The sequence below is a fragment of the Embleya sp. NPDC050493 genome (assembly GCF_044458105.1).
Lineage (GTDB): Bacteria > Actinomycetota > Actinomycetes > Streptomycetales > Streptomycetaceae > Embleya.
In genome coordinates this window covers 369,869-396,762 of sequence record NZ_JBITHP010000003.1, presented here as the reverse complement: position 1 = coordinate 396,762, position 26,894 = coordinate 369,869, and the positions used below count along the sequence as shown (strand labels likewise).

The following is a 26,894-nucleotide window of genomic DNA, read 5'->3' as shown; positions in this document are numbered from 1 at the left end:
ACAGTCGTGTGGGGGCGGCGACACGAAGGGTGAAATCCGGCCGGCGGCCGGCGGGCGGCACGGCCGGTTTCGCACCGGGTCGTCGACGGGCTGCCGGCGACTACTGATGGACCATCAGCAGCACGGCCCGGTTGTCGTCGGCCAGGCCCCGGTAGACGTGCGGACGGGTGGCGTCGAAGCGGATCGAGTCGCCCGTCGACAACTCCCGACGGTCGGCGACCGGCCCGGTCTCGATCCGGCCGGCGGTGACCAGCAGGCATTCCTCGACGCCGGGACGATGCGCCGCCGAGACCTGTTCGGCGTCGGTGACGTCGAGTTCGTACAGTTCCACCCAGCCGCGGACGTGCACCCGGTGCAGCAGGCGGGCGTGCACCGCCTCGCCGCTCACCTGCGGCCCCTGGTCGGCCCGGACCACCGTGACCGCCGGCGCGCCGCCGTCGAGCAGACCGCCCAGCGGAACGTCCAGCGCGCCCGCGAGGGCCCACAGTGTGCTCAGCGTGGGATTGGCCTCGCCCTGCTCGATGCCGTGCAACGTGGTCTTGCTCAGGCCCGCACTCGCGGCGAGGTCGGCGAGCGAGCGGCCGGCCGCCTCGCGCAGCACCCGAATGTTGTGCCCGATTTCCCTTGCGATGGTCATGCCGTTCATTATGCTGGATTGCCGTACCAGTTTACCGGTACACATGAGCCGGTGCTTCTGGACCACGCTCCCGAACACCGCGGGAACGGGCGCGTCGTGCCGGTGCCGCCTGGGCGCTGTGGGACGTTCCCCCGACTCCGTAGGGATGGAAGAACATGGTCATGCGCGTCTCCCGCCTGGAGCACATCCCCGGCATCGGCGTGGACAGGGTCGGCGCCGCCGCCGACGCCGCACACGATCCGGACCTGCTGCGTCTGGAGAACCTCGACACCGACATCCGCCCGCCGGCCGTCGCCCTCGCCGCCACCCGGGCCGCGATCGACGACGACGCGGCCAACAGCTACCTGCCGTTCCACGGTTCGCTCGCCCTGCGCGAGGCCGCCGCGGCGCACGTGGGCCGCATCGCGGGACGCGCGTACGACCCGCACGAGGAGGTGATCAACGCGGCCGGCGGGCTCAACGGCATCCTCGACGTGCTGCTCGCCACGGTCGAGCCGGGCCGCGAGGTGGTGCTCGCCGACCCGATCTACGCCGGCCTGGTCAACCGGATCCGCCTCGCCGGGGGCGTTCCGCGCCATGTGCCGTGCACCGCGGGCCCGGCCGGCTGGAGCACCGATCCGGACGAACTCGCCGCCGCGGTCGGCCCGAACACCGCCGCCGTGCTGGTGATGTCCCCGGCGATGCCCACCGGCGCGCTGCTCGACCACACGCACTGGGACGCGCTGGCCCGCGCGGTGGCCGAGCACGACTGTTGGGTGATCCACGACGCGGCGATGGAGCGCATCCGGTTCGACGGCAGGGCGCCCGACCATCCGGCGGCGCATCCCGGGCTGGCTCATCGCACCATCACGTGCGGTGCCGCCTCCAAGGAACTGCGGATGATCGGCTGGCGGGTGGGGTGGGTGGTCGGGCCCGCCGAGATCATGGCCGACGTCAAACTCGTCGGCCTGAGCAACGTGGTCTGCCCGGTCGGCATCGGTCAGGCGGCCGTCGCCGCCGCGCTGTCCGCGCCCGATGCGGACGCCGACGTCGCCGCCGCGACCGGGATCTGGCGGGAGCGCTGCGCGACCATCCTGGACGCACTCGCCGACTACCCGTGCATCCGACCGCACGGCGGCTGGTCGCTGCTGATCGACACGGCCGCGATGGGCCTGGCCCCGGAGGTCGCCGCCGAACGGCTGTTCCGGCTCGGTCGGATCGCGGCCACGCCGATGAACGGCTGGGGTCCGCAGGGGAGTACGCACCTGCGTCTGGTCTTCGCCAACGAACCGGTGGAGCGATTGGGCGACGTACGCGCCCGGTTCGCGGCGGCGTTCGGCTGACCGGGGCCGACCAGCGGTGCTTTGTGGCGACCGGGGGCGTAGGTGCGGGTGGGCGGCGGTCGGCGGGTGCGCGGTCGGCGGGTGGGCGGTCGGCGGGTGGGCGGCCGGCGGGTGGGCGACCGGCGGGTGGGCGACCGGCGGGTGGGCGACCGGCGGGTGGGCGCCGGTCGGGCGCTGCTGCGGGTGCGCCTGCCGGTGACGCCTGCGGGCGGGGCGCTGCCGCGGGTGGGCGCCTGCGTTGGCGCGTGCGGGTGAGCGCTTGGGGCCGCGCAGCCCGAGTGCGCCGGCCGGGGTTGCCGCGCCGACGCGGCGCCCCGGGGCGTCGCGTCGGGCGCAGTCAGGCCAGTCGGTGGCCGGTGGTGCTGTCCACGTGGTCCGGGATCTCGCCCAGGTGCCGGTCCCCCGTGGTCGAGGTGCCCGTGGGTTCGAACATCAGGATGGAGCCGCCCGGCGACGACGGCTTGTGCTCGGTGCCCTTGGGCACCACGAAGGTGTCTCCCTTGCGCAGCACCACCGTGTGTTCGTCGCCGTCCGCTTCCCGCAGTGCGATGTCGAACCGCCCGTCGAGGACGAGGAAGAACTCGTCGGTGTCCTCGTGTACATGCCACACGTGCTCACCCAGGGTGTGGGCGATGCGCACGTCGTAGTCGTTCATTCGGGCCACGATCCGAGGGCTGTACACGTCCTCGAAGGTCGCCAGTGCTTCGGTGAGGTTGACGGGCTTGATCTCCATGACCCGATTCTCGACCATCGCTCGGGCGCGCGTCTTGTACGTTTCCAACCCGTCGACACCCCGCACCCGATCCGCTGCCCACGCGGCGGCCGGCGGCCGTACTCAGCGCCCGGAGCCCCCCTGGACCAGCCGCAACCGCGCCCGTTCACGCGGCTTCTCGGTGGTTCCGCCATCGAGGCCGAGGCGGAGGCGGAGGCTCGGACCGCTACCGATACCCGGACCGTCCGGGCCGTCGGAGCCGTCGGAGCCGTCGGATCCGTCATTGAGGAGCCTGCACATCGCTTCCTTGGAGTGGTCGCCCTCGTCGAGCAGTCGACGGATCAGCGGCTCGTCCTCCGGCCGGTCCGCGCGCTCGGGGTCGGCGATGCCCTCGGACAACCGCTGGACCAGGTCGAGGAGCGCGTGGTCCTCGGGTGTCAGGCCGCCGGCCCGCCACCCCTGTGCGGCCGGGTGGTTGCGGCGCAACGCCGCGCCCGCCGCCACCGCGCGGGCCGAGTTCGCGTCCCGCAGCACGGCTATCGCTCGCGCGGCCCACGCCCGCGGGCTCTGCCGGCGACGGTAGGCGAGCCGATGCTCGGGGGGCGCGACACGGCGTCGCGCCGTGCGCACGGCGGCGACGTGTCCGCGCATGCGATCCACCGTCGGGCCGTCGACCCACTCGATGCCCCAGGCCGCGATGCCGTCGACGACGATCCGCACCTCGGTCCCGGCGACCCTGGTCAACTCCCCGTCCAGCCCGACCTCCCGGATCTCGCGATCGCTCACCGCTGCTCCTTCCGATCGCGTGATCATCCGTTCGGCCACCGTTCCGGATCATGCCCATGCCGAAGGGTCCGAACACAAAATACATCTCTGCACCGACCTCGCGGATCGGCTTGTATTTGCGACCCAATAATGGTCATACAGCCGGCAGATGCAAATCCGATCGGCCGGCCGCGTCGACCGCCGACCGCCGATCACCGACACGGCCGCCGCCGGACCTGATGTGCCTGCTCAGTACGGGAGTTGCCCGTGCACCCGAAGCAACAGCTCGTTCAGGACGCCTCGTTCGGAGGCGTTCAACGGCTCCAGCAGCCGGTCCTGGACCTCGCGCGCATCCGCCTCCAACTCGGCCAGGGCGATGCGGCCGGCCGCAGTGAGACTGACCCGGACGCGGCGGCGGTCCTTCGGGTCGCGCACCCGCTCCACCCATTCGGCGACGGCGAGTTCGTCGAGCACCTTGACCACGTCGCTGGGGTGGATGGCCAGCCGGGCGGCCAGGTCACGCTGCGCATGCGGACCGAAGTCGGCCAGCGCGGCGAGCACGGCCATGTGCCACAGGCGCAGCCCCCTGCCGGCGAGCCGGTCGGCGAGCCGGCCTCGGGCGGTCTTGCCGACCCGGGACAGCAGGTAGGTGGTCAGCGCGGTCAGCGTCGGCGGCGCGGTCTCGTTCATGGCGAATACTATAGGCTCCAACCAATGATAGGTTCTCACCTACGAATTTCGGAGCTCGGATGGACGCCCTGCACCCCCGCCTTCTGGTCGACCGCTTCGCCGACTGCTTCCGCTTCTACGACGCCGTCCTGCCCGAACTGATCGGCGCCACCCGCACCCGCGGCGCCGCGCACGGTCCCTACGCGAGCTGGGACGTGGGCGCCGAGGGCGTGCTGATGTTGTTCGACCGCACGGCGATGGCCGAGGTGGTGGGTACCGGCCATCTGCCCGGCGAGACCCCCGCGCCGGTGCAGGACCACACGATGCTCGTCAGCCGGGTCGCCGACCTGGACACGGCGTACGCACTGTGTCTGGCGCACGGCGCACAGCCGGTCACCCCGCCCACCCACCGCCCGGCCTGGGGCGAGGGCCTGCACACCGCCCACGTCCGCGATCCGGCCGGCACCCTGCTCGCACTCCAGTCCTACTGAGGCGCGTTCGGGACGGTGACCGGTTCGAGTCGGGCCAATACGGCGCCCAGGGCCTGTTCCCGGGGCAGCGCGGCGCCGCGCTCGTACGCCTCGCGGTAGCCCGCCGTGCCCAGGGTCGCCACGAGCCGGTCCACCAGCAATCGCAGATCCGGGCTGCCCGCGTCGAAGATGCCGCGCAACGCCGCACTCAGCCCGAGCACCTCGGCCGCGCCGACCGGATCCCCCTCCCACCGCAACACCGCGGCGAGCAACTCCGCCGTCGGCGCGACGTCGGCCAGATCGCGACGGGCGACCGCCGCGGCGGAGGTCGCGGGCAACAACTCCCGGGCCCGCGCGAGCAGGTCGACTCGATCCACACGGGCGGAGGAGCCGAGTTCGGTGCGATCCACGCGGGCGGAGGCCCCGGGGTCGGCCCGATCGATGCGCGCGGAGGCCCCGGCGTCGACCCGCGTCGCGGTGCCGAAGGACACCGGGTCGGCCCGATCGGTGCCCGCAGAGGACTCGACGGCGGCCCCCGCCGTCGTGCGGGAGGGCGCCCGATCGGCCCGATCCGGCGCACCGGACGCCCTCGCGTCGATCTCGTGCATGCCATCCGTCGACGCCGGGTCGAGACCCTCCTCGGCCGCCGAGAGGAGGGTGGCCAACCGCCCCTGGGCGAGCATGTCGCCGACCATCTCGGCGGGCAGCGACAGGCTTTCGGCGAGCGCCTCCAGGCGGTCGAGCATCTTCTCGGCGTCCGGGAACTCCCCGACCCTGCGGTGCAGTTCGGCGCGGCCGGAGAATACCGCGAGCTCCAGATAGCGATGCCCGCGCGTCCACGCCTGCCGCTCCGCGGCCGCCAGTTCGCTCCGCGCGCCGGCCAGGTCGCCCGCCCGCATGCGCTCGGCGGCGAGCGTACCCCGGTACAGCGACGCGTCGTCCGCGGCTCCCAGTTCGCTCGCCAGCGCGACCGCCCGCTCGAACGCGGCGATCGCCGGCTCGTGTTCGCCGCGAATCGAGTGGTGCGCACCGATGGCCATCAGCGCCGTCGCCAGACCCCACCGATCGCCGACCGCCGCGAACCCGGCCAGCGCCTCGGCCCGCGCACTCGCCCCCGCCTCCCAGTCACCACGATCGGTGTGCACGAAGTCCGTCATCCAGTGCGAGCAGGCCCGGACCCACGGATCCGACCCGGACACCATCCGGGCCAGTTCGCGCTCGCCCGCCTCGGTGTTCCCGGACAGGAACGCGGCCAGCGGCAGCCCCACCACGAGCGCCGGGTAATGCGCGAACACGTCGGCCCGGGCGCAGGCTTCGAGCAACGAACGCAGCTCCTCGCCGTCCGCGAGCCGCGGCGCGCCGATCCCGGCCAACAGGCGCATCACGGCGAACGCGGCCCGCGCGTGCTCGGGCAGCGCGTCACCGAACCGCAACACCTCGGGCACGATGGTCTCGAACGGCGCACCGATCCCGCGTATCCCCCAGTACCAGAACAACGCACCGGCGAACCCGGCCGCATCCACCGCCTGCCCGGCGTCCACGAACGCCCGCAGCGCGGCCATCAGGTTGTCGTACTCCGCATCCAACAGCGCGAGCGATTCCAACTGCGCGGACGTGCGCAGGAGCGGGTCCTGCTCGTGCGCGAGCGCCAGGAAGTAGCGCTCGAACCGGGCCGCGAACCCGGCCTGTTCACCGGCCAGCGACAATTGCTCGGCCGCATAGGCGCGCACCGTCTCCAACATCCGGTAGCGCGGTTCGCCGTCCCCGACCGCGTCCACGATCGACTTCTCCACCAGCGAGCCGAGGACGTAGAACACATCGTCCACGGGCAGCAGTTCGTCGGCACACACCGCCTCCAGCGCGGCCACCGTCGCGCCGCCCGGGAACACCGACAGTCGCCGGGCGAGCAGTTGTTCCGGCTCGGCCAGCAGATCCCAGCTCCACTCGACCACCGCATGCAACGTGCGCCGACGCGGCGGCTCGGCCCGGCTGCCCGAGGCGAGCAGGCGGAACCTGTCGTCCAGTCGCCGAGCGATCTGCTCGACGCTCATCGCGCGCAGCCGCGCGGCGGCCAATTCCAGGGCGAGCGGCATGCCGTCCAGCCGTCGGCAGATCTCCACCACGGGGCCGAGCGTGCCGGCATCGAGCACGAACCCCGGCCGCACCGCGCCGGCCCGATCCAGGAACAGCCGCACCGACGCCGCGTCCGCCGCCGCCGCAAGGTCCGCGGCCGAGTCGCCGACCAGGGTCGGCACCGGCAACGGGCCCACCCGGCACAACGCCTCGCCGGTGATGCCCAGCGGCTCTCGGCTGGTGGCGACGACGGTCAACTGCGGCAACCGGTCCAGGAGCCGGTACGTCAGCTCCGCCGCCGCTTCGACCAGGTGCTCGCAGTTGTCCAGGATCAGCACCGCCGCACCGACGTCGAGCAGTTCGGCGATCCGCTCCAGCGCGGTGCCGGTCCGGCGCGGCCGACCGTCCGAGGAGCGCAGATCCCACGAGCCGAGCGCGGACAACACCGCGTCGGCCACCCCGTCGGGCGTGCCCACACCGGCCAACGGCACGAACCACACCCGCCCGCGCCGGTACGCCTGATGCCGGGTCACCCCCTCCACGGACAGCCGGGTCTTGCCCGCGCCCCCGGAGCCGACCAGCGTCACCAATCGGGACCCGGCCATCAGCTCGGCGAGCAGCCGCAGTTCGTCGTCCCGGCCGAAGAAGCCGGTCAATCGGGCCGGAAGCGGCGGAGCCGCGGCCGGCTCGGAGCGTGCCGCGGGCCGGTGCAATTCGCCGCGCAGGACCGCGAGATGGGTCTCCCGCAGCTCGGCCGACGGGTCCACGCCCAACTCCCCGGCCAACCGACCCCGGATGTCCTCGTACCCGGCCAGTGCATCCGCCTGTCGGCCCACCGCGTACAGCGCACGCATCCGCATCGCCGCGGTCCGTTCGCGCAACGGGTGCGCCGCGCAGGCCGCCTCCAGGTCGGCCAGCACCTCTGCATGCCGGCCCAACCGCAGCTCCGCCTCGAAGCGGTCCTCGGCCGCGTCCACCCGCAACCCGTCCAACCGCGCCGCGACCGCCCGCGCGAACGGCGCCTCCGCCAGGTCCGCCAGCGCCGGCCCCCGCCACAACGCGAGGGCCTCGACAAGGGCCGAGGCCGCCTCGTCCGGCCGGTCCGCGGCCAACTCGCGGCGCCCGTGCGCGGCCAGCTCCTCGAACCGATGCGCGTCCACGTCCTCGGCCCGGATGGCGAGCCGATAGCCGCCGCCGACCAGGTCCACCGACACGCCGGCCGGCCGCAACACCTTGCGCAACCGCGACACCAACGTCTGCACCGCGTTCCCGGCATCCGCGAGCGGCTCCGCCCCCCACAGCCCGTCCACCAGCGCGTCCACCGACACGACCCGACCCGCGTCCAACGCCAACCGGGCCAGCAACATGCGCAACCGCACCCCACCGACCTCGATCGGCACACCGTCCGCGCCCCGAGCCCGCACCCCGCCAAGCAACCCAACCTGCATCCGGCCAGGATCGCAGAACCCCGATCCGGGCCGCTGGGCGGAGGGCGCGTGGGCCGGGAACGGCGGTCCACGGGCCACGACGAACCATCGCGGCGACGATATGTGATCAGAGCATCGCGGATCGTGCGATCGCAGGGCGGGGGTGCCGGTTCGTCCGGTCGTATCGCGTCGAGGGTCGGCGAAACGGCCCCTGACGTCGCGGCCACGGACGGGCCCCACGATTCTCCGCCTACCCGGCGGAACCGGCCCTGGCGGCCCGGCCGTCCCTACGGTCCTCCTTCGCCGACCACGCCGCGGTCGGGCCACGCGGGCATCCCGGGGAACCTGTGCGACCGTCCGGCCCCGAGCCCCGGCATCCACCGAGGCGCGTTACCCACCCACCTATCCGCCGAGTAGTGGCCCGGCACCAGGCGTCACCGGGTATGTCGTTGTCGGGGCGGCAGTTCGCGGTCGGGTGCCTCGTACCACGGGCGCTGTTCCACCGTGCCGTCGGCCACGGTGACGGTCAGCCCGAATCGGTCTGCCTCCGGTCGGCCGACAGCGGTCCACCAGGCGTGGGCCGCCTCGACCTCGCTCCACAGGTCGCGGGTTCCGCTCTGGTGGACGACGGGGATGCCGTCCTCTGGGAATACCGCCTCGGCAAGGGAGGGTTCGCCGGCGTCGTCCCATCCGTAGAGGTACATCCGGCCGTCGTCCCGGATGTCGGGCATGCAGTCGGGAACCATGAGGCCGATGACGAACTCCGCAGCCCGGTGCGTGGCACCGGCGACGTCGGCGATCGTCAGGGCGGGAGTGGATGCGCGGGCGGTGCGTTTCCACGTGCCGGGCCAGTGGACGTTCGGGTACTCGGCGCGCTGGGCGCGCAATTTCATGAAGGACAGCCCGCCCCGGAAGCGACCGCGTGCCTGGTTGCCGGTGACGGTCAAGGGGACGACTTGGTCGTGGGGGTTGTAGTCGGTGCCCCAGGGCATCACGAGGGTGGCGCCGGGCGTGGCCTGGTCGATCCACGCGGCAGGGATGTTGCGGACCCCTGCGGTGACGTGGACGCGATCGTACGGGGCATGCGGGGGGTGACCGAGTGCACCATCGCCGGTGATGACGGTGATGTTCGCGGCGTATCGGGTGCGGTCGATCGCGTCCCGGGCCCGGGCGGCGAGCACGGGGTCGACTTCGATGGTGGTGACGTGGGCGCCGCGCGCGGCCAGAAGCGCGGCCGTCCAGCCCGTCCCGGTACCGATCTCGAGTACGCGCATGCCGTCGGCCAGGTCGAGCACGGCGAGTTCGAGGGCAACGACGGTGGGCGCGGACGAGGACGAGGTGGCGAGTTCACCGGGTTCGTCGCCGGTGTAGGCGCCGTCGTCCCACTGCGTCACGAGCGGGATGTCCTCCTCGACGGCGGCAAGCCAGGCGTCCGGGTCGAGGTCGCGGTCGATGGCTCGTTCGTAGCCGCCGTCACGGAAGGGCCAGATGCGGGCGGGGACGAAGTCGGCGCGCGTGACGGTGGCGAACGCCTGATTCCAGCCGGGCGGCATGGTCCCGGCCAGGGTGAGGAGTTCGGCGATCGGCGCCGTCACTTGTCGTCCTTACGACGATCGCCGCCACCGGGAGCCGGAGGGCTGTCGGGAGTGGGGTTCGAGGGCTTCCGATCCTTGGGGCTGACGGGTCGCTCATCGTCTGCCGGTGGGCCACCGTGGTTTCCCATGCCGTTCCTCCCTCGGTGACGACGTCCCCGACTCGGAGCCGCCGTGGTGGGTGTGCTTTGAGCATCCTGTGTGGGCCTCGTCGGCGCGCCCGGTCCCGGTCTCCACGCAGTGGTCCGGAACAAGGCATCACCGGGTATTTCGGAGCCGGGGCGGCAGTTCGCGGTCGGGTGCCTCGTACCAGGGACGCTGTTCCACCGTGCCGTCGGCGTCGACGACGACGGTCAACCCGAAGCGATCGGCGGCGGGTTTCCCGGCATCCGCCCAGCGGTGGTAGGCCGTCTGCACCTCGCCCCACAGGTCTCGGGGCCCGGCCTGGAGCGCCTGGGGGTTGTAGCCGTCACCGAACGCGGCCACGGCGATGGATTCGCCATCGCCCGTATCGGCTCCGTACAGCCACAGGTTGACGCTCTCGGGGTGGTCGACGCGTTGCGGGACGCACTGCGGCACATGAAGTCCGATGACGAACTCGACGGGGTCGTACAGCCCTCCGGTGATGTCGGCGATGTCGATGTCCGGCTCGGACACGCGTGCGGTATCCATCCACCCGGGCGGGAACGAGGTTCGCGGCCAACGGGCGCGCTGGGCCCGCAACTTCATGAACGCCAAGGGGTCGGTGAAGGGACCGCTCGCGTAGTGGGCGCCGTGGACGGTCAGAACCGTGGTCCAGTCGGGGCCGGCGTAGTAGGTCCCCCAGGGCATGACGATGAGCCCCCCGGGCCGGGTCTGTTCGAGCCAGGCCCCTGGGGTGTGGCGCACGCCGGCGGTGACGTGAATACGGTCGTACGGTCCGCCGCCGGGGTGGCCGAGGGCGCCGTCGCCGGTGAGGACGACGACGCCGCGGTATCCGGCCCGGGCGAGGTTCTTACGGGCCCGTTCGGCGAGTTCGGCGTCCACCTCGATCGTGGTGACGCGGCAACCGCGCGCGGCCAGGAGAGCTGCGGTGTATCCGGTGCCCGTACCCACTTCCAGGACGGCCTCGCCGCCGTGGATGTCGAGAGCGTCGAGCATGCGGGCGACCGCGGCGGGCGCGGAGGCGGAGGAGGTGGGATTGTCGCCACGCACGTCGCCGGTGTGGTCGCCGTCATCCCACTGGGTGACAAGCACCAAGTCCTCGTCGGCGGCTCGGTCCCAAGCTTGGCGTCCCCACTCGCCGGTGGCGTTGCGGTCGATGAGGGGCGTGTATCCGCTCTCGTTGCACCAAGCCCAGAATCGGGCGGGCAGGAAGTCGGCGCGACGGACGGTGTCGAACGCGCTTTGCCAGCCGGGCGGAAGAGCACCCGCGTCCGCGAGAAGACGGGCGATCCCGGTGGTCACTTGCCGTCCTTGCGATGCGTGCCGGGGCCGGCGGGCGTGGAACCGTCCGGATGGTCGTTGGGTCCCCCCGGCTTGGGCCGGGGGTCGGGGTTCTGCGGGCCGATCGGCGCCGGACCGCCGCTGTGGTCTCCCATCGCTTCCCTCCCTGTACACCCCACCCCAACCCACAACGAAGCGCACGCCGCGTCGGTCGGTAGTCCTCGCGGATATGGCCCGATTCGGGCGGAGATCTTCTCTCTCACCGTACGGGCGACATGCGCAGCTCGTCAATCACTATCAGTCATGAATAAGTGACCCATCGTCACCAACTCCATAGGTTCGCCGACCTCACGGATCCACCATCCCGGCCCCGGGTTCGGACAGTTACGGAATCAGTTGGCTCCGACGCGTCGATGCAGATAAGGACGCCCCCACAGTCCGAGGGGGACGTCCTCTTTCTCACCTCAGGGACTTACCAGCAGCCGACTTACCCCTGGAGCGCGGCCGCCATGGCTTCCCACGATGCCGAACCAAACGCGAGCATGCCCCGCGCCCGGTCTTTGGCGTCCCGAACGTAAGCCTGTCCGTCGCGAGTTGCGCTGTCGACGCAGTTGTTCGTTCCCTCGCTGGCCTTGGCCTTACGCCAGTGCAGTTCGGTGTCGCCTGCCATCAAGGTTCACTCTCTTCGTGTGGGCCTCGTCGGCGCGCCCGGTCCCGGGCTTCACGCAGTGGTCCGGAACAAGGCATCACCGGGTATTTCGGTGCCGGGGCGCCAGTTCGCGGTCGGGTGACTCGTACCAGGGACGCTGTTCCACCGTGCCGTCGGCGTCGACGACGACGGTCAACCCGAAGCGATCGGCGGCCGGTTTCCCGGCATCCGGCCCCTCTACGCCGGGCCGTCCTCTCCGTTGATCATTCTTGTGGCGGATCTACCTCAGCGAATGCCGTCGAGCAGGAACTGGGTCCATGCGCGGGACGAAAACTCCTGTACCGGGCTGTCGCTGAGCTTGCTGTCCCTGACGCCGATGGTCACGTCGAGCGGCGCAACAGTGACACACCCGTTGCCCTCGCCGGAGTACGTTGACTTGCGCCACGGCGCACCTGGGTACTCGCTCTGGCTCACGCAATCCCCTCCGGTTTCGGTCCGGTCCCTCGAAGACTCATAGCGCGAGTTGGATATCGCGTTCATTGTCCCGCAGTACGCTCTCGCCGACTACGTCCGGATACACGATCGAGCAGTACTCGCACCAGTTGGCTCCGACGCGTCGATGCAGATGAGGACGCCCCTACGGTCCGGGGCGCCCTCTGCTTTTGCGGGTCGGATCAGCGGTGCGTGTTCAGGAAGTCCTGCCAAGCAGCGTCAGGAACGACGACGAAGCCGCCGACGCGGTGCTTGGTGTCGCGGACACCAACGCATGTCCGCCCCGAGCCGGCCTCGACGCAGTCGTTCTGGGCTCCGCTGTGCGACGACTTGCGGACCGTGTCCTCGCGGATGTTCAGGTTCATTCCAGGTTCCTTATCGCAGACTGGATCATCTGAGCAGAGTGAACCGGCGAGTTGGCAGCAGCAAGGTTGCGTTCGAACGCCCATCGATACCGTGCGATCTCTTCGCGGTTCTCGAAATAGAGACTACTGGTCAGGTTTTCAACAAGGACGACATCCAAGTCGCTCTCCTCGTGGAACGAGAGAACCACGAACGACCCGTGAAGCCCGGGGTGTGCTCCGGCACCGTCACCGAGCACCAACAACGTGACGTTTGGCAGTTCGGACGCCTCAAGCAGGTACTCGAGTTGCTTCCGCATGACGGCGGGGCCGCCGATGTTCTGGCGAAGCACGCTCTCGCAGATGATCGCCTGCAACTCGACCGGCTCACCTTCGGTGAGACGTGCCTGCCGCGCCACTCTGACGTCGACCAGTTGCTGGACCTCGACAGGCGAGGGCACTTGCAACCCAGCCAGGATGATCTCCCTGGAGTATTCGGGTACTTGCAGCAGCCCCGGAACGAGAGCCAGCGCAAACGACTGGATCTTGGCGGAAGCCGCTTCCATGCTGATGAAGTCCGCGTAGGCGGGTGGGATGGTGTCGCCGTATTTCTGCCACCAACCACGTGTCCTGCTCTCGGCGGCCAGCCTCTCCAACGCCTCACGCCGCTTCTCATCGTCCAAGCCGTACAGGTCGAGCATCGCTCGAAGGTCCGGCCGACGGATGCTGCTCTTACCCATCTCCACTCGACTGATCTTCGAGTAGTGGCTATCCAGCGCTTCGGCAACATCCTGACAGGTCAGGTCCTTTGCCTCGCGCAGACGCCGTAGCTCCGCCCCAAGGCGGCGACGTCGAACGGACGGGAACGGGTCGGTGGCCATCGGTCCGGGCTCCCTCGGTCGGTGAGGTGTCGGCGAGCAGTGTTGCAGGGTCGCGCCAGTATGCACTGACCCTATGAAACAAGAATGATTACTTCGACCAGCTTGCAAAGTGCACATGAGCACCGCAGAATCGAGCCATTGAGATCCTCACCGTTAGTGATCTTGAAACTTCTCTGTGCAACAGGATCGTTTGAACCGGACCGCCCCAACCTCAAGGGGACAGTTGTGCCTTCCGACGCTTCCGTCTGTCTCGACCGCTCCGCCGGCTGTGTGCGGAAGCCCTGCTTCCTGAGCCTGATGCCCGGCGAGGACCGCCCGGTGAGGCGGGCTCGCAAGTGCGTGCTGGCGGCCTGCCATCAGTGGCAGATAGCCGGTGACGTACTCGTTCTCGTCATGGTCGAGCTCCTGACCAACGCGTACACGCATGCTCGACTCACCCCTGGCGGGCAGGTTCTGGTGAGGGTCCATTGGCGGAAGCAGGCGAACGAGTTCGTTCTGGAAGTCGTCGTTCCCCAGCCCAGGTTCGACTTGCCCGAAGCGGCAGTGTCCGATCCGCACGCAGAGAGTGGACGCGGACTGGCAATGGTGCGAGAGCTGTCCCGAGAGTTCTCGTGTGAGGAACGCACGCCGGGATTCCAGACGTTCACGGTGGTCCTGGCAGCAGCATGAGTACCCCGAACGAGCGACTGCGCCTGTCCTGACCGGACCTCACCTCAACGACGTGGAAACGGTCGCGGCCCGACCCGATGAGACCGCCGGTATCGCCTCCATCACACGCGCGCCGGCCCCGGTCCCGTGTCATGCAGCCGACCCCGTGCTACCGGCGCCGTAGCCCGCCCCTGCGGCGCCCAACCGCAACCGCAAGTGATCCGTGTTCCCCTCGTCCGCATCGATCTTCGGAGTCTTCGTGTCCAGCGAGCCTTCCACCGTCGGCATTCATCGCCTGTCTCCCGCCGAGGGGGTCGCGCTCACCAACGCCGGGGACGTCGCCCGGATGTTCCTGCCGGGCCTGCGTCTCGCGGAGTCGAGGTTGCTGCCCAGTTCGAACCTGGACCAAGCCATCTTCGAATGGGAGGTGCCGGGGACGCGTTTCCCACGCTCGTTCGACCACGAATCGCACCGCCGGGCCTGGCTGGATACGGTTCCCCTGACCATGGGCGAGCTGGATGCAGCGCTGCACACATCGCTGATCGGCGGCCACACCACCGGCCCGCTGGTGCTGACTCACCCCACGACCGGGCTGCCCGCGGTCTTCCCAGCCTACGAGCCGCCCTCGGTCGACGAGCACGGCGTATCGATCGACGCGCCGGTCGGTCGCATCAAGACACCGCCGTTGACCCTCGGCGTCGCCACTGCCGGCCCGGACGGCATCGTCGTCACGGACAAGGGCGTGTGGCACACCCGCGTGCCGGAATACCCGCCCCTCGTGGGGTTCGGCACGAACCTCGGCGTCTACCTCGCCCATCTGACGCCCCGGGACACGGCGCTCCTGCCCGACATGTACGAGCAAGCGATGTCGAACTGGTGGATCGGCGTGGTCGGCGCGTTCAACGCCCGCGCCGCCCACCGCTGCCCTTGCGGTCGCGACACCGCGGAGCACCGGCCGACTTGGCGGGACCTCCGCGTGGCGGCTGCCGCGTTGGGACGGAGCCTGCCGGACGGAGTCGCCCGTCGCCTGAGCCGTAGGAACTGACCCGTCGAACTGGTGGACCCCATCCCGTCTCGGGCTCCATCACCCGCAACCGCCACGCCGCCCGGGCAACCCAGGCAACCCAGGCAACCCAGGCAACCCACGGCCGCAGACGCCCGGCATCGACAAGGCCGTTGTCGCGCTACGGAGCACCAGGAGGACCCGTCCTCACCGACGCCGACACCGTCGACATGACGGACCCGCCCCGGCGCAACAGCGACGGCAACGGCGGGCGCCCGGCCGAGGATGCACGTCCCCGGCCGGGCGCCCGCACACGAACTACGTGGCAGTGGTTACCCGATCAGGGGCAGACGCTCGTACACGGGGTGCCGAAGGCCGTGGGTGCGGCCAGCGGGATCGTTACCGAGGACGGGTTCGCCGGGCCCGACTTCACCTGCCAGATGCCGGCCAGGAGGCCCGGGGTCTGGGTCAGGGTCGCGGCCAGGTGCGGGGTGTCGGCCGTGGTGATGTTCACCCGGATTCGGTGACCCGCGGCGATCGAAGCGAAGGTCGGGAAGACCTCGATGTCGTAGCGGGTGATCTGGTTCGGTTGTACGGATGTCGTGGTGGTCTGGGTGGACGGGTGGTACGGCATCAGGGTGGTGCCGTCCGGGGCGTACCAGGTGCGGGCCGGGTCCAGGGCGCGGTGGGAGCCGGCCAGGGCACCGGAGCTGAGCGGGACGGAGGAGCCGTCGGGGGCCACGTCGGTGACGGTGACCACCCAGTGCGTCTCGGGGGTGTTGGATTGCGCGTACAGGGTGGCGCCGATCGGGCCGGCGAGCACCTTGGTCTCGGTCAGCGGGGCGGTCGTGTAGACGAGCGAGCTCGAACCGGTTTCCCGCGCCGTGTTGCTGTCCGTGCAGGCGGGGTCCTTGATGAAGCCGCCGAGCCATTGTGCGGTCGAGCGGGTGCACGGGCTGTTGTTGGTGGTCCAGCTGATCCACTCGCTGCCGTTGCCGGCCGGCGCGGTCGGGGTGAGCAGGCCGTCGTTCGCGGAGGCCGGAGCGCTGCCGGTGCGACCCCGGTCCAGGTACAGGCGGGTGGGATCGGCGCCGGTGAACGGGTAGTTGCGGGTGTCCAGCCAGCGGTTGCCGCCCAGTTCCTTGACGTGCAGCGGGTTCGGGTTCGCGCTGCCGGTGATGCCGGTGTCGATGCCCTTCAACCACCTGTCGTACCAGCGCAGTTGCAGGGCCGGCAGATCCAGGGTCGGGTCCTGGCGCGGGTCGTGGTACCACGGGCCCATCAGGAGTTGGTAGCGGTCGGTGACCGGCTGGCCGGCGATCATCGGCGCGCCGACCGGACGGCCCGCCCACGCGTTCTGCAGACCGGCGTAGTTCATCAACGCGCCGCGCTGGAACAGGTCGTACCAGCCGCCGACCAGGAACGCGGGTACGCCGTTGGCGACCACGCCCGCGAGCATGTCCGCGGGACGGCGCTGCTGCCAGAACGTGCCGTCGTACGCCTGTTCACCGCCGCCGAGCAGGCCGGTCAGGATCGGCAGGTTGGCCGAGGCGACGCCGCCGAGGTGTTGCAGCTCCAGGGTCAGGGTGTCCAGGATGTTCTGCGTCGAGCCCTGGCGCAGTGCCTCGGCCAGCGGTGCGGTCATGTGCGAGATGCCGGTGTAGGTCAGCCAAAAGGACATGAACTCGGCGTCCGGGATCCCGCCCATGGTGGCCAGTTCGCGGTACAGGTCGTTGCCGGCCACCAGCGGGAAGATCGCCTTGACCGGCGAGTTCGGGCCGACGGACGCGGCGGTCATGATCTGGTTGATGCCGGCGTAGGAGCCGCCGTTGAGGCCGACCTTGCCGTCGGAGTGCGGCACCTGGGCGGCCCAGGCGACGAGTTCGGCGCCGTCCTGGCCCTCCTTGGGCGCCCACGGCGACCAGGAGCCGTTGGAGGTTCCGGTGCCGCGCACGTCCGCGGCGATCGCGATGTAGCCGCGCTGCACGAACCAGGACAGCTCGGCCTCGGTGGAGCCCTTGCCGTACGGGGTCTGGATCAGCAGCACCGGGAACGGGCCGGCTGCGGGCGTGGTGGTGCCGGCGACTGCCGGTGTGTAGACGTCTACTCGCAGGACCGTGCCGTCGGACATCGTGACCGGCAGGTTCTGCTGCTTGGCGATGCCGTACTGCGCGACGCTGCCCTGCACGAGCGGCGTCGCGGCGGCGGGCGTCGAGCTCGCCGGTACCGCGCCGAACAGCGTGGCGAGCAGGGCGAGGGTCGAGGCGAGGGCCACGCCGACACGTCGGCGGGCCGCTCTGCGTGCCGCTGTTCGTTGCGGGGGGATGTGGACGGGTCTGTGGACGGACACCCTGACCTCCAAGGATCACGCAATGCAAGGGGACGGTGGCGCGAACTGCGTTGGGCGGGATGAGCGGGATAGGTGGGATAGGCGGGATGGGTCATGGGATGGGCGGGATGGGTCGTGGGATGGATGGGGTCGGTCATCGGGTCGCGTCGGGTCCGGGTGGGCCCGACGGCGCAGGGCGGGCACGACCGCGAGGTGGGCGTGCCGGGATGGCCGCGTGGCGGCACGGCCCGGGAGCCGGCCGGCGGCCGCGTCGGTCTCGGGCGTCGGGTGGGCCGCGCCGCCGAGCGCTCCGGTCTCCCGGAGAACGAACTGCGGTAGGGCCAGGCGACGTTCGACAACGACGGTTCGAGGGGTGGGTCGGCGGGCCGGCGCCCCGATCAGGGGCGGGCCGGGGTCTCCGGCCGGCGGACGTGCGCCGCGGTCGGGGCACGCACTACGGCCGGCGGACCAGCGCCACGGTCAGGGCGCGAGTGTCCCGGTGAGCGCCCTGCGCACGGAGGCCGCGCGAAGGTCGCCGACGAGGGCGTGCGTGATGGTGCCGGGAATGACCCAACCGCCGTGCAGGTGGGCCAGCACCCGGAATGCCGCGCCCGGAACACCCGCTTCGTGCAGCCGGGTCAGGTAGCGTTCGCCCTGGTCGCGGATCGGATCGTATTCGGCGACCGTGATCACGGCCGGCGGCAGGCCGCTCAGGTCGGGTTCGTACAGCGGCGAGACCCGGGGGTCGCGCGGGTCGGTGACGCCGGCCAGGTAGAGGTCGAAGAATTCGTTGCACGCCTCGGGGGTCAGACCACCGAAGTCGAGGATCGCCTCGGGGTCGGCATCGGTGTCCATCTCGGTCAGGTCCAGGCATGGTACGTCGAGCAACTGGGCACACGGCATCGGCAGTTCGAGATCCCGGGCGACCAGGCACAGCGCGGCGGCCAGGTTGCCGCCGGCGCTGCACCCGCCGACCGCGATGCGCTCGGGGTCCAGGCCGAGTTCGGCATGGTTGGCGTGCAGCCAGGCGTAGCCCGCGACGCAGTCCTCCAGCGGTACGGGATAGGGGTGTTCGGGTGCGAGCCGGTAGTCGACCAGGGCCACCGCGCAGGGCACCAGCGAGGTGATCGGTCCGAGTTCGACCTCGGCGGTGTCCAGGTCGCCCTGGAACCAGCCGCCGCCGTGGATGAAGTAGAACATCGGGGCGACGGCGGGAAGTCCGGCCGGTCGCAGGATCCGGACGGTGATCTCGCCGTCCGCGACCGGCACCCGGTGGTCGGTGGCGGTCACGTCGTCGGGCCGGCCGGTGAAGGCCAGCCGCATGGTCGCGTTCGCGAGCTTGCGCCGCTCCTCCAGGGTCCCCGGTGGCTCGTTCGTGTCGCGGTGGGCGGCCAGCAGGTCGATGATGCGCTGAATCGGCGGGTCCAGGGGCATGGGTCAGTTCTCCATCACGGGGTCGGGCACGGGGTGCGACAGGGCGGGGATTGGCTCGGACTTGGCTCCGGGGCCGGGATCGGAGTCGCGATCACGGTCGGGGTCGCGAGCACCGTCGGGGTCGCGAGCACCATGGGGGTCGCGATCACCGTCGGGGTCGGCCCCGGCCGCACGGGAGACCGCGGTACCGCCCCCCGCCGTCGCCGCCCCCGACCGGTCGATCGCGCGGGTGTCGGTGCCGAGGTAGCCGGCGATCACGGCCGGGTCGGTGCGCACCTGTTCCGGCGTACCCTCGCTGATCACCCGTCCGGCGGCCAGGCAGTACAGCCGGTCGCTGATCGACATCATGAACGGCATGTCGTGCTCGATCACGATCATCGCGGCGTCCAGTTCCCGGCGCAGTCGCAGCAGCAGCGGACCCAGGGCCTCGGTCTCGCGTTGCGCAACGCCCGCGGTCGGCTCGTCCAGGCACAACACCCGCGCGTCCAGCGCGATCAGGTTGGCCAGTTCGACGATCCGCCTGGTGCCGGTGGACAGTTGCGCCACCGGTGTGTCCGCGTAGCGGCCCAGACCGACGAGGTCGATCAGATCGGCCGCCTCGGTCCGTCGGTGTCGTTCCGCGCGAGTGGCGGCGGGCAGGAGCAGTGCGGTGGACAACAACCCGGAGCGGCGGCGCGCTTCCAGTGCGACCAATACCGTCTCCCGCACCGTGAGTTCCGGGAACAGCCGGGCCGCCTGGAAGGTCCGGCCGAGGCCGAGCGCGGCCCGCCGGGCGGGGGCCAGGCGCGAGACGTCCCGGCCGAGCAGCTCGACCGTTCCGGTCGCCGGTGCAAATCCGCCGATCGCGTTGAGCAGTGTGGACTTGCCCGCGCCGTTGGTGCCGATCAGGCCGAGGATCTCGCCGGGACGCAGCTCGATCGACACCGAATCCACCGCGGTGTTGCCGCCGTAGCGCACCGACACCTCGCGGGTGACCAGTACCGGGGCATCGGTCGAGGCCGCGGGCGTCTCGGTCCGCTCGCGAACTCGCAGGGGGCGTTCCGGTTTCGGCGCAGGCGTCGGCGGCCCGGTTTCCGCCGGCAACCGCCCGTCGGCCCAGCGCAGCAGCGCCGCACGTGCCGCGTTCGCGATCTGGGTCAGTCCGCCCGGGAAGTACAGGAGCAATACCAGCAGTCCGATGCTGGAGGCGAAGATCGGCACGAGCGAGTTGCCGGGGAAGAACGCGGGCAGTCCGACCACCCACACCGATCCGATCACCGGGCCGACGGTGGACCCGAGGCCGCCGATCACCACGATGGCCACCAGGGTCAATGAATCCGAGACCTGGAAGAAGCGTTCGGTGAGCGGCACACTCTGCACGCTGCCCGCGAGCAGCGCGCCGCCGAGGCCGGCGATCGCCCCGGACAGCGCGAATGCGGTGACCTTGGTGCGCAGCGGCGCGACGGTGCAGGCGGCAGCCGCCTCCGGGTTGTCGCGCACCGCGATGGTGCGCCGTCCGGTGCCGTGCGCGCGCAACCGGGCGATCAGCGCCAGGATCACGATCAGGACGGCCAACAGCACGTAGTAGTAGGTGCGTTCGTCGGACAGGTCGAGGCCGAGCAGGTCGCCTCTGGGCAGCGGCACCGAGGACGCGTTGCCGTCGGTGAGGAACGGCCGCCGGTAGAGGTAGCCGGCCGCGGCGACGCCGAGTGCGAAGGTGCTGACGGCGAGCAGCATGCCGTCCACCCGCAGTGCGCCGGCGCCGACGATCGCCGCCAGCGCGGCCGTCACCAGCGCGGCGAGCAGCGCGGAGAGCGCGAACGGCAGGGCCTGGAAGGCGATCGTGCGGTCCCCGCCGATGTCGATCGAGACACCTCGGGTGAGCGCTGCCGTGGTGAGCGCACCCAGACCGGCGAACGCCATCTGCCCGAGCGAGAGTTGCCCCGCCCACCCGGTGAGCACGGTGAGCGAGCAGGCGCAGATCGCGAAGGCCAGGATCGTGCCGTAGAGCAGGTGCCGGGAGGCCTGGGTGACCACGAGCGGCAGCAGTACGGCGACCAGGAGCGGTACGACCAGGGCGAGCCGGTTCAGGTGCCGGATCCACCAGATGCCGCGCAGCCGTTCCGGGATCGGGGCCGGACGCGGTCCGGTGGCGAACGCGCGTACGTCGCCGCGACCGTCGGTGCGGGCGTCGCGCCGGGCGCGCACCCATACCGCGGTGACCACCGCGCACAGCAGCAGGAAGTCGACCAGACCGGTCTGTTCGACGAAGTTGAATCGAACGGCCGCCTGGAGTACGCCGATCAGGACACCGGCCAGCATCGACCAGCGAAACGAGGTCAGGCCCGCGACGACCGCGGCTGCCATCGCCCGGACCATGGTGTTGGGACCCAGGTCGGCGGTGGCGGCGACCCGGCCGGACTGGCCCGCGATCAGGATCATCGCGAGGGTCGAGAGCAGACCGGCCAGGGTCCAGACCACGGTGGACACGATCTTGGGGCTGATCCCGACCGTACGGGCCAGGTTGGGGTTCTCGGCGGACGCGGTGACCGCGCGGCCCTGGGTGGTCCGGCCGAGGAACCAGGTCAGCGCGCCGGCCACGACCGGGACCACGACCAGGACACAGACCTGGGCGCCGGTCACCCGGACTCCGGCGATCTCCCACTGCGAGGTGATCGCCACCGGGTAGCTCGCACGAACCGCGCCGTCCACGTCGGGCAGCGCCCGCACCGCCGCCACGCAGGCCTGCGCGACGCCGATGGTGGCGATCAGTACGGTCACCCGCGCCGCGTGGAACAACCGGCGGATCACCGCCAATTCGACGATGGTGCCGGCGAGCGTACCGACCAGCAGGGCGCCGATCAGGGCGACCCAGAACGGCACGCCGTAGTTGATCACCGCGAGCGGCAGCAGCGCCGCACCGATCACACCGAGGTTGCCGACCGCGAAGTTGATCACCCGGCCGGCGCGGTACACCAGCACGATACCCAGTGCGATCAGACCGATCGCGAGGCCGTTGACCAGCCCGTCGAAGGCGATCTGGCGAGTCATCAGGTCAGCCATGGTCGGCGCCCTTTCCGGCGGCCTCGTCCGCCCCGTCCGCGTCACCCGCGTCATCCCCGCCCGGGTCCGCCATCCCCGCATCACCACCCAGGAACACCGCCCGAACGAAGTCGCGTTCGGCCAGATCCGCCGCCGCCCCCTCGAACCTGATCCGGCCCTTCTCCAGGAAGATCGCTCGATCGGCGATCGACATCGCCACGTTCAGCGACTGTTCCACCACGATCATCGCGAGGCCCTCGGCCTTCAACCGTTCGATCACCGCGAGCAGTTCGGCCACCATCGCCGGCGCCAGGCCGAGCGAGAGTTCGTCGATCAACAGCACCTCGGGGTTGTGCAGCAGCGCCATGGCCAGCGCCAACATCTGTTGTTGCCCACCGGACAGCGCCGAGGCCGGCTCGTCGGCCCGCTCGACCAGTTGCGGGAACAGCGCGAGCGACCGCTCGATCCGGGTCCGCACCTGTTCGGGATCGCCGCGGTGGATGTACGCGCCCATCTCCAGGTTCTCCCGCACGCTCATCCCGGGGAACACGCCCGCGCCGCCTGCCAGGGACACGATGCCCAGCCGGATCCGCTGCTCCGGCGCGACGAAGGTGACCGTACGGCCCCCCAGTCGGATCACCCCGCGTTCGGGAGTGGCCAGACCGGCGATCGCCCGCAGGATGGTCGATTTGCCGGCGCCGTTGGTACCGAGCAGGGCCAGCACCTCGCCGCGCCGAACCTCGAAGCCGACGTCGAACAGGACCTGGACCTGGCCGTAGGAGAAGTCCACATGGTTGAGCTGAAGCACCGGGATGCGATCGGGTTCGGCCTGCCGGCGTTCGTGTTCCTCGTGTTCCTCGTGCAGTTCGGCCACGATCAGCGCGAGATCGTCGCGCACGTACCCGGCGCCGCGCATGATCAACAGACCGCCGATCACCGTCGCCGGAACCAGGGTGATCAGCACCGCGGTGCGCGGGCCGAAGCTGTCGATCAGCGGCGCGGAGACCAACCCGCCGCCGGTGGCACCGATGAAGAACACGTAGATGGACGCCATCGCGGTGCCCAGGCCGCGCAGCCGATAGGGCACGATCGTCTGCATCAGCGGGCCCATCAGCGCGAACGCGCAGGACAGCAGTACGATCTGCGGCACGCCGAAGACGGTGTAGAGCACCGGGTTGGGCGAGAAGTACTGCAGCGGCGCGAACAGCGCCGAGGGCACGATCAACAACCCGATCAGGCGCAGCGCCTGCGCCGGGTCCTCGCGGAAGCGGCGGTCGTAGTAGCGGCCGATGAACGGCAGTACGAGCAGTCCGCCGATGCCGCCGGCGGTGCCGACCAGGCCCCGGTCGAACGCGTCCAGGCCGTACTCCTGTTCCAGGAACAGGTTCCCCAGCACGGGTGTGGTGAACAGGCCGAAGCCCATCGCCGCAAAGGCCAGGATGACCGTCTTGAGGGTGCGGATCCGCCCCAGCCGGGCGAACGCCGCCTCGATCGAGATCGGCGGCGGGTTCTCGTCCTCGATCACCTCGCCGAGCACTTCGGTCTTCTCCCATTGCCCACGCGGGGGTTCGGGCAGGAAGAACGCGAACGCGGCGAAGATCACGACCGGCAGGCCGAGCAGGTAGTACGCCCATCGCCAGCCGTCGGGCCCGCCGACCGCCGCGGCGATGCCGCCGACCACCAGCGGGCTGAGCACCGCGCACAGCCGACCGGACACGCCGATCGAGGCACCGAGTCGGCCCCGGATCCCGATCGGGTAGGTGTCGGCCAACAACGATCCCTGCACGGGACCGCTGTTGGACTTGGCCACGCCCGCGCCGAACCGGGTCCAGAAGAACATGAAAGCGTTCGTCGCGAAGCCGGACAGGAACACCATCAGGGCAAAGAACGCGGTGGATATGCCGATCACCGGACCGCGCCGGAAGCGGTCCGCGATCCAGCCCATCGGCACCGCGCCGAGCACGGTGAACGCTCCCGCGGCGACGCCGAGGAAGACGATGGTGCCGTTGCCCACGCCCAGGCTGTCCCGGATGTCGGGGGCGAGCACCGCGAGCGCGGCGCCTTCGAGTTCGTCGAGCGCGGTCAGGATCAGCAGCACCGTGAACACCGACGTGCCGCCCCGGCGCAGCCCTTGCCGCAGGGTCGTTTGCTCGATGGTCGGCTTCCCGCCGGCCGGGCCGGGACCGCCGCCGACGCCGGGGACGGCGGTGTCGGCGGCGGCGGGGCTCTGCGGGGCCGGCGGCGACTTCCGGCCGCCGGCCCGAGGTGATTCGTCCAGGACCGCACCGGCGAGGTCCGCCAGGTTGCCCGGCTCGCCCGCGGTGTCGTCGCGCTGGGGTGCGGCGGTGCCGCCGTCCATATGTGATCGGCCTTTCTCGTGGTTCGCGTGCCGTCACTTCGTGCCGTGCGGGTGGTTGCCGCCACGTCCGGCCCGTGATTCGGCGCCTCGTGCCTCGGCCCTCGTCACGTCGTCACGCCGTGGCGGAGAGTCGTCACTTCGTGGCGGAGATCGGTGGTCCCGCCGGGAGCATCTGGTTCTGAGCCGGGTCCCAGCGGTACACGCCCACCGCGTCGCCCGCACTGTGCTTGCCGGGGGCGAGCGAGGCGAGCGGCATGCCGGGCAGTGCGAGCTTGGTCAACGATTCGGCGCCGCGCTGCCAGGACGCGGCGGTCAGATCGCGGCCGGCGGCGTCCGCGGCCTGGACGAACAGCCGGAACGCGGCGCACGAGTTGGCCACCGCGCTCAGACTCTCCCGGCTCGCCGCCGCCGCGTCGAAGCGCTCGCCGCCGCCCGCGTTGTACTCGTCCACGCACGTCGTCACCGCCGGATCGGCGAGCAGTTCCGCCTTGGTCGGGATGTACGGCGCGGCCACCGTCACCCGCTGCATCGTCGCCGGCTTGATCCCGGTGGTCTTGACCACGGCCGGGCTCAGTGCCTGCGCCGAGGTCGCGTACACCTGCTCGGGCAGCCAGTTCGCACGTTGCAGCGCGATCATCAGGTTGGAGAAGTTGGACGTGTTGAGGATCGTGTCGGCGCCCGACGAGCGCATCTTCTGGACCAGGGTGTCCAACGCCTGGTCACCGGCGGCCTGGTCGGTGCCGTAGTCGTCCAGCGGGGTCTGCGCGACCACGTCGACACCGGCCGCGTCCAGGAGCGGTTTGACGGTGTTCCTGGTGACGGCGGCGTCCTGGGCCTCCCAGTAGAGCGCAACCTTCTTGCCCTGGAGCAGCTTCTGGTCGAGCAGCGCCTTGACCGCGGCCGCGCGCTGGCGGTCGTCGGCCATCTCCAGGGCGACGAAGGGTGCCTTGGAGCGGCGATCGCGTTCGGCGGACTGGCCCCACTGGCCGAGGTACGGCGTGCCGTGCGTCTCGGTGAAGCACAGCGGGGTGTCCCCGGTGAGGATGCCGATGGCCAGGAAGACCTTCTTGTCCTCGCTCAGTTCCACGCACGCGGCCTGCGCCTCGGCCGGGCCGGTGGGCAGGAACGGGCGGAAGGCGAGTTCGATGGTGCGGCCCTGGACGCCGCCGCGCTTGTTCTGCGCGGCGACCCAGGCGGTGTACAGGTCCTTGCTCGCCGGGCCCTCGCTCGGCACACCGAACGCCTTGAGCTGGGCCGGATCGGTGGCGGCGACGCCGAGCCTGACGGTGGTGTCGGTAACGCCTCGCGCCGGGCCGCTCGGGGCGGCTGCCGGGCCGGCGGGCTTCTTGTCGTCCGATTTCTTCTCGACCGAACAGCCGACCGAAGCGGTCAGGCCGAAGGCGGCGAGCAGGACGCCTACTGCGATACGTCGCGCCGGAGCGGGTCCATCTCCTCGGAGCAACACAATCCCTCACCTGTCCTTCGAAGGGGAAGCAGTGGATCACGGGTGGTTCGGAAGTGGGACGGCGGTGGAGTCGACGAGCACGGGGTCGGCCCGATCGTGGTGGGCGGCGCCGGGAGTGCCGTCGTGCGAGGGCGGATCCGTGGTGGGCATGGCGGCCGGAGGCCCTGGCTCCGACGAATCCGGGGGGATTTGTGTGTCACATCACGTCGGCGGGACGCTAACATCGAATACATGCCAGATGGAAGGCTTTCGTGGACGGCATCATCCCGACTCCTCGCCGGCGGTACACCCGGCGAGGCCGAATCGCACCATTCCGACCCCCCTCGACCACCCTTTTCCGCGGCGGATCTGCGCTACTGCGACCTGCCCTCGACCGAGCCCGACCCGAGCGCGGCCCCGCTGCTCCTGCTGCACGGATTCGCCGGCAGCCTGGCCGACTGGGACGGTGTCGCGCCGCTGCTGGCGCGGGATCGACGGGTGCTCGCGTACGACCATCGCGGGCACGGTGACAGCACCAAGTTCGCCGACCGATCCGCCTACACCTTCGATCACCTCTCCGCCGATCTGGAGGGGTTCGTCGAGCGCATGCTGCCCGAGCCGTTCGATCTGCTCGGCCACTCGATGGGCGGCGTCCTGGCGCTGCGCTACACGCTCGCCCACCCGGACCGGGTGCGCTCGCTCGTGCTGATGGACACCGCCGCCGAACCCACCTCGACGCCGCTGCTGCGGGTGCTCGGCGCGGGCATGAACGCGGTGGTGGGCCGGTTCGGCCTGGCCCCGCTGCTGACCGTGCTCAAGCCGTTCACCCGTACACCGGCCGACGCCACGCCCGAGGACCTGGCCCGCCGCGAGCGGCAGACCCGCGCGATCACCGGGATGGACCCGGCCGCCTTCGTGGGCTGCGCTCGGGCGTTGGGCGCGTATCCGTCGCTGACCGGCCGGCTGTCCGAACTCTCCTGCCCGGTCACCGTCGTCGTCGGCGAACACGACCGCCGGCTTCGCGGCGCGGCGGAACAGTTCGCCGCAGGCATCCGGGGGGCGGAGCTTCGCGTCGTCGCGGGAGCCAAGCACAGTCCGCAAACGGAGCGCCCGGACGCCTGGTTGGCCGCGGTCCGGGAGCACCTGGCCCGGTAGCGGCACGGCCGCTTCGCCCACCCGCACCTCGCTCGGCCGCGGATCG

At 70.9% G+C, this 26,894-nt stretch carries 23 protein-coding genes; 6 read left to right on the top strand and 17 right to left on the bottom strand.

What is annotated here, in order from left to right; genetic code table 11:
* Positions 1–100: 100 nt before the first annotated feature.
* Entirely contained in the window at positions 101–637 is a 537-nt protein-coding gene (locus tag ACIBM5_RS08525) for a helix-turn-helix domain-containing protein (RefSeq protein ID WP_396006066.1), read from the bottom strand.
* Positions 638–798: 161 nt separating this feature from the next.
* Between ACIBM5_RS08525 and ACIBM5_RS08520 the strand changes: the two genes are divergently transcribed.
* Positions 799–1,959, top strand: a complete 1,161-nt coding sequence (locus tag ACIBM5_RS08520; protein ID WP_396006065.1) for a pyridoxal phosphate-dependent aminotransferase — start codon at positions 799–801, stop codon at positions 1,957–1,959.
* A gap of 337 nt (positions 1,960–2,296) precedes the next feature.
* On the opposite strand, the gene ACIBM5_RS08515 is transcribed toward ACIBM5_RS08520, so the two are convergent.
* From ACIBM5_RS08515 to ACIBM5_RS08505, 3 genes are all read right to left on the bottom strand, one after another.
* A complete protein-coding gene (locus tag ACIBM5_RS08515) occupies positions 2,297–2,692 on the bottom strand; it encodes a cupin domain-containing protein (RefSeq protein ID WP_396006064.1) in 396 nt (131 codons plus the stop codon).
* A gap of 102 nt (positions 2,693–2,794) precedes the next feature.
* Positions 2,795–3,457: a hypothetical protein gene (locus tag ACIBM5_RS08510; RefSeq protein WP_396006063.1), complete on the bottom strand. Its 663-nt coding sequence runs from the start codon at positions 3,455–3,457 to the stop codon at positions 2,795–2,797.
* 228 nt (positions 3,458–3,685) lie between these two features.
* Entirely contained in the window at positions 3,686–4,126 is a 441-nt protein-coding gene (locus tag ACIBM5_RS08505) for a MarR family winged helix-turn-helix transcriptional regulator (RefSeq protein ID WP_396006062.1), read from the bottom strand.
* Between the two features lie 59 nt (positions 4,127–4,185).
* Here ACIBM5_RS08505 and ACIBM5_RS08500 point away from each other — a divergent pair, with 59 nt between their 5' ends.
* Positions 4,186–4,596, top strand: a complete 411-nt coding sequence (locus ACIBM5_RS08500; RefSeq protein WP_396006061.1) for a VOC family protein — start codon at positions 4,186–4,188, stop codon at positions 4,594–4,596.
* Here the strand turns inward: ACIBM5_RS08500 and ACIBM5_RS08495 are convergent.
* From ACIBM5_RS08495 to ACIBM5_RS08460, 8 genes are all read right to left on the bottom strand, one after another.
* On the bottom strand, positions 4,590–8,096 hold the full coding sequence (locus ACIBM5_RS08495) for a BTAD domain-containing putative transcriptional regulator (protein WP_396006060.1): 3,507 nt from the start codon (positions 8,094–8,096) through the stop codon (positions 4,590–4,592). The genes ACIBM5_RS08500 and ACIBM5_RS08495 overlap by 7 nt on opposite strands.
* Positions 8,097–8,509: 413 nt before the next feature.
* Positions 8,510–9,670 (bottom strand): methyltransferase domain-containing protein, encoded by a 1,161-nt coding sequence (locus ACIBM5_RS08490; protein ID WP_396006059.1) that lies wholly within the window; start codon positions 9,668–9,670, stop codon positions 8,510–8,512.
* A 255-nt stretch (positions 9,671–9,925) separates the two neighbouring features.
* The gene (locus ACIBM5_RS08485; protein ID WP_396006058.1) at positions 9,926–11,113 is read right to left on the bottom strand and encodes a methyltransferase domain-containing protein; all 1,188 of its coding nucleotides are present in this window, start codon (positions 11,111–11,113) and stop codon (positions 9,926–9,928) included.
* On the bottom strand, positions 11,110–11,247 hold the full coding sequence (locus tag ACIBM5_RS08480) for a hypothetical protein (protein ID WP_396006057.1): 138 nt from the start codon (positions 11,245–11,247) through the stop codon (positions 11,110–11,112). Before ACIBM5_RS08480 ends, ACIBM5_RS08485 begins: the two co-directional genes overlap by 4 nt.
* 332 nt (positions 11,248–11,579) lie before the next feature.
* Entirely contained in the window at positions 11,580–11,762 is a 183-nt protein-coding gene (locus tag ACIBM5_RS08475) for a DUF397 domain-containing protein (protein WP_396006056.1), read from the bottom strand.
* 264 nt (positions 11,763–12,026) lie between these two features.
* Positions 12,027–12,215: a DUF397 domain-containing protein gene (locus ACIBM5_RS08470; RefSeq protein WP_396006055.1), complete on the bottom strand. Its 189-nt coding sequence runs from the start codon at positions 12,213–12,215 to the stop codon at positions 12,027–12,029.
* 200 nt (positions 12,216–12,415) lie between these two features.
* On the bottom strand, positions 12,416–12,598 hold the full coding sequence (locus ACIBM5_RS08465) for a DUF397 domain-containing protein (RefSeq protein ID WP_396006054.1): 183 nt from the start codon (positions 12,596–12,598) through the stop codon (positions 12,416–12,418).
* The gene (locus tag ACIBM5_RS08460; RefSeq protein WP_396006053.1) at positions 12,595–13,455 is read right to left on the bottom strand and encodes a helix-turn-helix domain-containing protein; all 861 of its coding nucleotides are present in this window, start codon (positions 13,453–13,455) and stop codon (positions 12,595–12,597) included. Before ACIBM5_RS08460 ends, ACIBM5_RS08465 begins: the two co-directional genes overlap by 4 nt.
* A gap of 84 nt (positions 13,456–13,539) precedes the next feature.
* Between ACIBM5_RS08460 and ACIBM5_RS08455 the strand changes: the two genes are divergently transcribed.
* Together ACIBM5_RS08455 and ACIBM5_RS08450 are read left to right on the top strand one after the other, a co-directional pair.
* Positions 13,540–14,124, top strand: a complete 585-nt coding sequence (locus ACIBM5_RS08455) for an ATP-binding protein (RefSeq protein WP_396006052.1) — start codon at positions 13,540–13,542, stop codon at positions 14,122–14,124.
* A gap of 238 nt (positions 14,125–14,362) precedes the next feature.
* The gene (locus ACIBM5_RS08450; RefSeq protein ID WP_396006051.1) at positions 14,363–15,148 is read left to right on the top strand and encodes a hypothetical protein; all 786 of its coding nucleotides are present in this window, start codon (positions 14,363–14,365) and stop codon (positions 15,146–15,148) included.
* A gap of 298 nt (positions 15,149–15,446) precedes the next feature.
* On the opposite strand, the gene ACIBM5_RS08445 is transcribed toward ACIBM5_RS08450, so the two are convergent.
* A complete protein-coding gene (locus ACIBM5_RS08445) occupies positions 15,447–17,381 on the bottom strand; it encodes a CocE/NonD family hydrolase (protein ID WP_396006050.1) in 1,935 nt (644 codons plus the stop codon).
* A 189-nt stretch (positions 17,382–17,570) separates the two neighbouring features.
* Between ACIBM5_RS08445 and ACIBM5_RS08440 the strand changes: the two genes are divergently transcribed.
* Positions 17,571–17,774 (top strand): hypothetical protein, encoded by a 204-nt coding sequence (locus ACIBM5_RS08440; RefSeq protein WP_396006049.1) that lies wholly within the window; start codon positions 17,571–17,573, stop codon positions 17,772–17,774.
* Between the two features lie 141 nt (positions 17,775–17,915).
* Here ACIBM5_RS08440 and ACIBM5_RS08435 read toward each other — a convergent pair whose 3' ends face one another.
* From ACIBM5_RS08435 to ACIBM5_RS08420, 4 genes are all read right to left on the bottom strand, one after another.
* Entirely contained in the window at positions 17,916–18,869 is a 954-nt protein-coding gene (locus ACIBM5_RS08435; RefSeq protein WP_396006048.1) for an alpha/beta hydrolase, read from the bottom strand.
* A gap of 3 nt (positions 18,870–18,872) precedes the next feature.
* On the bottom strand, positions 18,873–21,911 hold the full coding sequence (locus ACIBM5_RS08430) for an ATP-binding cassette domain-containing protein (protein WP_396006047.1): 3,039 nt from the start codon (positions 21,909–21,911) through the stop codon (positions 18,873–18,875).
* Positions 21,904–24,249 carry an ATP-binding protein gene (locus tag ACIBM5_RS08425; protein ID WP_396006046.1) on the bottom strand — a complete coding sequence of 782 codons (2,346 nt, stop codon included), beginning with the start codon at positions 24,247–24,249 and terminating at the stop codon, positions 21,904–21,906. Before ACIBM5_RS08425 ends, ACIBM5_RS08430 begins: the two co-directional genes overlap by 8 nt.
* Before the next feature lie 133 nt (positions 24,250–24,382).
* Positions 24,383–25,711, bottom strand: coding sequence for an ABC transporter substrate-binding protein (locus ACIBM5_RS08420; RefSeq protein WP_396006044.1), 1,329 nt, complete (start codon positions 25,709–25,711; stop codon positions 24,383–24,385).
* Positions 25,712–25,945: 234 nt separating this feature from the next.
* Here ACIBM5_RS08420 and ACIBM5_RS08415 point away from each other — a divergent pair, with 234 nt between their 5' ends.
* Complete coding sequence (locus ACIBM5_RS08415; protein WP_396006043.1) at positions 25,946–26,848, top strand: alpha/beta fold hydrolase; 903 nt, start codon at positions 25,946–25,948, stop codon at positions 26,846–26,848.
* Positions 26,849–26,894: the final 46 nt, after the last annotated feature.